This is a genomic window from Acidovorax sp. GW835-FHT14B10 (genome assembly GCF_058793725.1).
The window spans coordinates 1-6,100 of record NZ_JBXAGC010000058.1 but is presented as its reverse complement, the minus strand read 5'-3'; the positions used below and the strand labels follow the sequence as shown (position 1 = coordinate 6,100).

The window sequence follows — 6,100 nt, the reverse complement described above, 5'->3', positions numbered from 1 at the left end:
GGAGACGTTACTCAAGGGGTCAAAGTTGGGTGAAAAAACTCAGTCCAGAGGGGTCAGATTTACGTGGAAATCAACACTCTAGAGTCGGCGCTCATTGAGCTGTACCCATTTGGTCCGCGAGACCAGGAGATTTGGAGCCGAGCCGGCGGCGACCTTTCTCGACTCGAGTTTCAATCAACTGGTCAGGCCGCCTGGCATTCCGCGCTTCGCAAGCTCAAGCAGGGTGGCGGTGGACGCTCCGTCAATTTTGCAGCGCTTCTCAAAACAGCGCTTGAGGACTTTGCCAACCATCCAACTTTGGCAGCGATCCAGGCGCCATAAAACGCCTGGGGCGCCACCCCACACAACCAAGAATACTTGGACATACACACGCTCAACACCGAGCCCACTTATGTCTGGAAGGGCAAGCAGTGGGCACCGCTGAACGCCATCACCACCAAGCTCACCAAGCTCACTAAGTTTGACGAGCATACGGTGATACATAGGCGGCGGAGTTCGCTACTGGAAGGATGACCCGGAAGGCGCTCCACATGACTTGTGTCTCAGCATGATGATCGTCCTCCAATTTTCAAAGTAGGCTCAACTTGCGATTCAGCGTGCACATTCGCCAGTATCCATACTGCAGGTCCTGGGCGTTCCGGCATATGGGTGAACAGCCGGGTTTATAGCAAACCATGCGGCTGCACTGGATTGAGCCCGGGTGGTCAACAGACTTTTGTCTTCTGTACTTTGTCTTCAGACGCAAAGCCGGGCGTGACCAATCCGCGATGAACGGTTATTTGTCAATCGTGAAGGGAAGGCGGTGACGCATCGGGCGCGACATGCTCCATCAGATCCTCAACGTGGCAACCGAAGTACTCGCAAAGCTTGTCGATGGTTTCTGTGCCGGTGCCGTAGCCCTTCAAGTTGAGGATCTTAGACAGGGTCATTCTGTTCAGACCCGTTGCTGTGGCGATCTCACTGACCGTAATGCGCCGCCCCTCAGCGAACTGTTTTTTTTCAATCATTTCGCCTAGCTTGAACCTGATCATGGGAGTAAAAGTTGACGAACGATAAAAAATAGTGGCAAAAGACTTGCAAAGTAAGCGTTTGTGCTTATCATTGACTTCAAGTGATAAATATTTTTATCGCTTGCAACCTGAATTCTAAAGGAGCAGCCAATGACGAAGCAGACGTATCTGACGACCGATGAATTGTCGTCAAGGATCAAGTATGACGTTCGGACGATTCGAGAACGTCTCAAGGACAGTGTGTTGATGGAGGGGGTGCACTACGTGCGACCGTTCGGCGGGCGAAAGATCTTGTTTGTATGGGAGGTCATTGAACGAGACATGAAAGTTGCCTCCACCCTGGCCCCCGTCGGCATGAGCGCGATCCCCATGGCCAACGGAGCAGTCCTTCATGGCTAAGGTCACGGTCAGAATAGAAACGGGCAAGCTTGTAATGGACTTCACCTACCGCAATGTTCGGTGTCGTGAGCAGACAGCGTTGCCTGACACGCCGCAAAATCGTAAGCGCGTTCAGGCCGTGCTGGACAAGATCAAGAAGGCGCAGGAAGACGGAACCTTTAAGTACCGCGAATATTTTCCTGAGAGCGCACTTGCACCTCGCTTCGACCCAGTGATTGCAGTTGCTGTGGCTGAGCCACTGGAGTCAGCTGACCAAAAAGCTTTCCCGCTATTTCGCGACTTCGCCACCCAGTGGTTCGAAGAGCACAAGATCGAATGGCGCCGCAGCCACATCAGATCCTTACTCTCCACGCTCAACGGCAGGCTGGTCCCGCACTTCGGGGCCAAGGTGGTCAGCAGCATCACCAAATCAGACATTCTTGCCTTCCGCGCCACACTCGCCAAAGTAAAAGGTCGCGGAGACAAGGAAGGGCTCTCACCCAAACGCATCAACGAGATCATTGGCACGTTGTGTCAGATCATGGACGAAGCCGCCGACCGGTTCGAGTTTACGACGCCGACCACCAACATCAAGCGACTGCGCGTGCGCAAGGTCGATGTGGATCCGTTCAGTCTCAAGGACGTCCAGAGCCTCCTGGCCACCGTGCGGTCCGACTACCGCCACTACTTCACCGTGCGCTTCTTCACGGGCATGCGCACCGGCGAAGTCCATGGCCTCAAGTGGCGGTATATCGATTTCGAGCGCCGGCTGATCCTGGTGCGCGAGACCTTCGTTTTGGGCGAGGACGAGTACACCAAGACCGATGGCAGTCAGCGGGACATCCATATGAGCCAGCCCGTGTTTGAAGCCCTGGCTAAACAGTATGAAGTCACGGGCAAGCTGTCTGACTATGTGTTCTGCAATCTCATGGGCGCGCCGCTGGACAACAAGAACTTCACCGACCGTGTCTGGTATCCCTTGCTGCGCCATCTGGGGCTTGAGGAACGGCGCCCCTACCAAATGCGACACACCGCAGCCACCCTGTGGCTTGCGGCCGGTGAAGCACCTGAGTGGATCGCGCGCCAGCTCGGCCATACCAGCACCGAGATGCTGTTCAAGGTCTACAGCCGCTACGTGCCCAACCTCACGCGCCAGGACGGCTCGGCCATGGAGCTGCTGCTCGCCAGCCGCCTGGCCACGGGCCAGGTGATCCGCATGGAAGAGGGCGGTACAGCTGCAGGGCTGCGCCCGGTGCATCCCGACCTCTATGCCCCGGCGCTGCCCCCACCGCAAGCTGTGCCCAAGCCACGCGGCATGCACAAGCCAGCGCAAGGAAGTGGTTCCATAAGTGGAGCCACGTCACGCAGGCCCACGGACATCGTGCTGCCGGCCGTCCATACCAAGGGTGAGTCGCAGGCCCCGCCGGACCCCTGGATGAGCAGCGGACTTAAAGCCGCAGCCCGCGCCAGCGCCTAAACCCGCGCACTCCTTCTCCCGCTCTACTGCTGCAAAAACCAGCGGTCTGGGCGGAGCCATGCCCAAACCCATCCCAGACACACCATGACCGTAAACACTCCTTCGCTTCACGCAGCTTCCACAGCCTCCAAATGCGCAGTACCTGCCCACAAGTCTGCGCGTTACCCGTCCAGCCAGCTGCATCCGTCAGCCGGCGAGATTGCCCGCTGCCGGGATGCCATCCACACCCGCATGCCGCAGACCGCCATAGGCGTGCTCCACCAGTTCCTGTGCAACCTCTTTGCCGATGACGACCTGGTACGTGCCTATCTCATGCACGTGGGTGTCATGTCTCCTGCGGGGCTCACCACGGCCATGCCTTTGGATCTGTGTGAGCGAGCATCCGACAGAGCCGGGACCTATGCGGGTTTGCTGCACCGCCACGAGCGTGACTTGGCGGCCGTCGCTGCTTTTGTGCAGTCTTGCGGCTTCTACTGGTGCGCACGCGAGCAGGCGCTGGATGGGCACCCCGTTCAGGTTGCTGTCTCGCCCCGGACCTACCGCAGTCGTATCCGTGTCGCTCAGCAGGGGCTGCTCGAGGAGCCTCTGCGCCAACTGCGCCGCAGCCACCTGGAACTGGGCAGTACCCTGGCCCAGATCTTGGGCATGGGCCATGACATCGAAGTCGATCCCCAGCAGGTCGCCCGCATTCAGGCGGCGCTGGGCGCCGCGCAGATGCTGGTGCATTGAGGAGGTGTGTACATGCACATCAGAAAACTCGATGCCAAAGGGCGCCGCACCAATCCATCCCGGACGTATACGGGATGGATTGACCGGCGCCTGAGGGTTGCGCTGCCGCCAGACATGCCGTGGAGGGTTGGTACGCGTGTCTACTTCTTCCTGACGAAGGACGGGGGAATCCAGATCAGCAAGGCACCGGCTCGGCTCTATCGGGGGCGACTACTGTCTGTGCGGATTCAGCGGATGTACCAGTCCGCAGGTCGCCGCAAAGCCCGCAATGGGCAGGAAATCAGAGCGTCGCGTCCTTGAGCTTCTTGAGTGCGCGCGTCTTGATCTTCACCGATGCAGGCTTGGCGGGGAACCAGCGCTCTTCACCGGTGAATGGATCCTTGCCAAAGCGTTTCTTCTTGGCGGGCACTTGCTGCAGACCGATCTTCATGAGGCCCGGCAGCGTGAATTCACCGGAACCCTTCTTGTGCACAGAGCCCAGAATCGCCGATTCCAGCGCGGCGAGCACAGCCTTGGCGGCCTTGGGCTCGACACCGGACTGCTCCACCAGATGGGCGACCAGCGTGGTCTTGTTGAAAACCGTCTTGATGGGCTTGACTACTGCTGCGGGTTTGACGGCTGCTGCGGGTTTGGCCACGGCGACTTTCTTGGCGGCGGGTGCCGGTTTCGTGGTCTTCTTGACGGGAGCGGGAGCTTTCTTTGCAGTGGCCATGATCGGTTTCGTAAGTCCAATGGGTTGAGGTTCTCTGGCTGGCGAATCCAGACAGACGAATCGATTCTAGGAGCAGGGCAGTGTTGACGCCGACCGAAAACTGAGCCACTTTTTGGTGTGATGCCGACCTAAAACTGAGCCAGGTGTTTTACCTACCCTGCTGTTTTGTGCAGCAAGGGAATGAAGAGGGTGATCACCATGGACATGATTGGCAAGATACGGCGGATGCACCGCCGGGACAAGAAGACGAAGCGGGAGATATCGAGGACCACGGGCCTGTCGCGCAACACGGTGGCCAAGTGGCTGGACGAGGCGCAGCCGGTCGAGCCCAAGTACCGCCGGGAGGCGGCGAAGGCGACCAAGCTGTCGGCGCACGAGGCGGAGCTCAAGCAAGCCTTGAAGGCCGATGCCAAGCGGCCCAAGAAGGAGCGGCGCACGGCCAAGGCCTTGTTCACGCAGATCAAGGCAGCGGGCTACGAAGGTGGCTACACGCGGGTGACGGACTTCATCCGCAAGTGGCGCCAAGGTGAAGGCCAACAGGCGGCCTGCAAGGCCTTCGTGCCATTGACCTTCGAGCTTGGCGAGGCCTTCCAGTTCGACTGGAGCGAAGACGGCTTGCTGGTGGGCGGGGTGTAGTACCGCATGCAGGTCTCGCACATGAAGCTGTGTGCCAGTGGGGCCTTCTGGCTGGTGGCCTACCCCAGCCAAGGCCACGAGATGCTGTTCGATGCGCACACCCGCAGCTTTGCAGCGCTGGGTGGCGTGGCACGCCGTGGCATCTACGACAACATGAAGACGGCGGTCGACAAAGTCAAGAAGGGCAAAGGCCGCGTGGTCAATGCGCGCTTTGCAGCCATGTGCGCGCACTATCTGTTCGACCCAGATTTTTGCAACCGTGCCAGCGGCTGGGAGAAGGGGCGCGTGGAGAAGGATGTGCAAGACAGCCGCCGTCGCATCTGGGTGGAGGCGGGGCAACGGCGCTTTGGCAGCTTTACCGAGCTCAATGCGTGGCTGGGCGAGCGCTGCCGGGCTCTGTGGCGAGAGCTGCGCCACCCGCAGCACAAAGCGTTCAGCATCGCCGAGATGCTGGAGCTGGAGCAAAGCCACCTGATGCCGATGCCGGTGGCCTTTGATGGCTATGTTGAGAACCCGGCCAAGGTGAGCAGCACCTGCCTGGTGACGGTGGCGCGCAACCGCTACTCGGTGCCCTGCGAATGGGCGGGGCAAATGGTCAGCACACACCTGTACCCGGCGCAGATCGTGGTGGTGGCCGGCGATGCTATGGTGGCCACGCACGAGCGCCTGAGCGATCGCAACCAGACCCGCTACGACTGGCAGCATTACGTGCCGCTGATCGAGCGCAAGCCGGGCGCGCTGCGCAACGGCGCGCCCTTTGCAGACCTGCCCGAGCCATTGCAGCGCATGCGCAAAGGCTTGCTGCACCAGGAGGGGGGCGACAGGGTGATGGCGCAGGTACTGGCCGAGGTGCCCAAGCAAGGGCTGGACGCCGTGCTGGTGGCGGTGGAGTTGGCCCTGGAGAGTGCGCCGCCATCGGGGCGGGTGAGCACCGAGCACGTCATCAACGTGCTCGGCCGCCTGCAAGCGCAGCCCCTGCCCGAGAAGGTTGCGACCAACCTGCAAGTGAGCCAGACACCCCTGGCCGACACGGCGCGCTATGACAGCCTGCGCGCTGGCAGCGACATGCAGGAGGCCGATCATGCGTGAGCTGGACAAGGAGTTCAAAGAGCTGCGCCTGTACGGCATGGCCGGGGCCTGGGAGGACCTGGTCAAGCA

At 60.1% G+C, this 6,100-nt stretch carries 6 protein-coding genes and 1 pseudogene; 5 read left to right on the top strand and 2 right to left on the bottom strand.

Annotated features, from left to right (window positions below; translation table 11 throughout):
* The first annotated feature begins 63 nt into the window (after positions 1–63).
* The gene (locus tag AC1Q5S_RS22035; protein WP_492239438.1) at positions 64–321 is read left to right on the top strand and encodes an effector-associated domain EAD1-containing protein; all 258 of its coding nucleotides are present in this window, start codon (positions 64–66) and stop codon (positions 319–321) included.
* Positions 322–782: 461 nt separating this feature from the next.
* Here the strand turns inward: AC1Q5S_RS22035 and AC1Q5S_RS22030 are convergent, their stop codons facing one another.
* On the bottom strand, positions 783–1,007 hold the full coding sequence (locus AC1Q5S_RS22030; protein WP_492239437.1) for a helix-turn-helix domain-containing protein: 225 nt from the start codon (positions 1,005–1,007) through the stop codon (positions 783–785).
* Between the two features lie 153 nt (positions 1,008–1,160).
* Here AC1Q5S_RS22030 and AC1Q5S_RS22025 point away from each other — a divergent pair, with 153 nt between their 5' ends.
* From AC1Q5S_RS22025 to AC1Q5S_RS22015, 3 genes are all read left to right on the top strand, one after another.
* Complete coding sequence (locus AC1Q5S_RS22025; RefSeq protein WP_492239436.1) at positions 1,161–1,409, top strand: hypothetical protein; 249 nt, start codon at positions 1,161–1,163, stop codon at positions 1,407–1,409.
* The gene (locus AC1Q5S_RS22020) at positions 1,402–2,865 is read left to right on the top strand and encodes an Arm DNA-binding domain-containing protein (protein ID WP_492239435.1); all 1,464 of its coding nucleotides are present in this window, start codon (positions 1,402–1,404) and stop codon (positions 2,863–2,865) included. Before AC1Q5S_RS22025 ends, AC1Q5S_RS22020 begins: the two co-directional genes overlap by 8 nt.
* An 84-nt stretch (positions 2,866–2,949) precedes the next feature.
* Positions 2,950–3,594, top strand: a complete 645-nt coding sequence (locus AC1Q5S_RS22015) for a hypothetical protein (RefSeq protein ID WP_492239434.1) — start codon at positions 2,950–2,952, stop codon at positions 3,592–3,594.
* A 280-nt stretch (positions 3,595–3,874) separates the two neighbouring features.
* On the opposite strand, the gene AC1Q5S_RS22010 is transcribed toward AC1Q5S_RS22015, so the two are convergent.
* Positions 3,875–4,306, bottom strand: a complete 432-nt coding sequence (locus AC1Q5S_RS22010) for an HU family DNA-binding protein (protein WP_492227150.1) — start codon at positions 4,304–4,306, stop codon at positions 3,875–3,877.
* A gap of 198 nt (positions 4,307–4,504) precedes the next feature.
* Between AC1Q5S_RS22010 and istA the strand changes: the two are divergent.
* Positions 4,505–6,031 (top strand): annotated as a pseudogene (gene istA, locus AC1Q5S_RS22005) (IS21 family transposase).
* Positions 6,032–6,100: the final 69 nt, after the last annotated feature.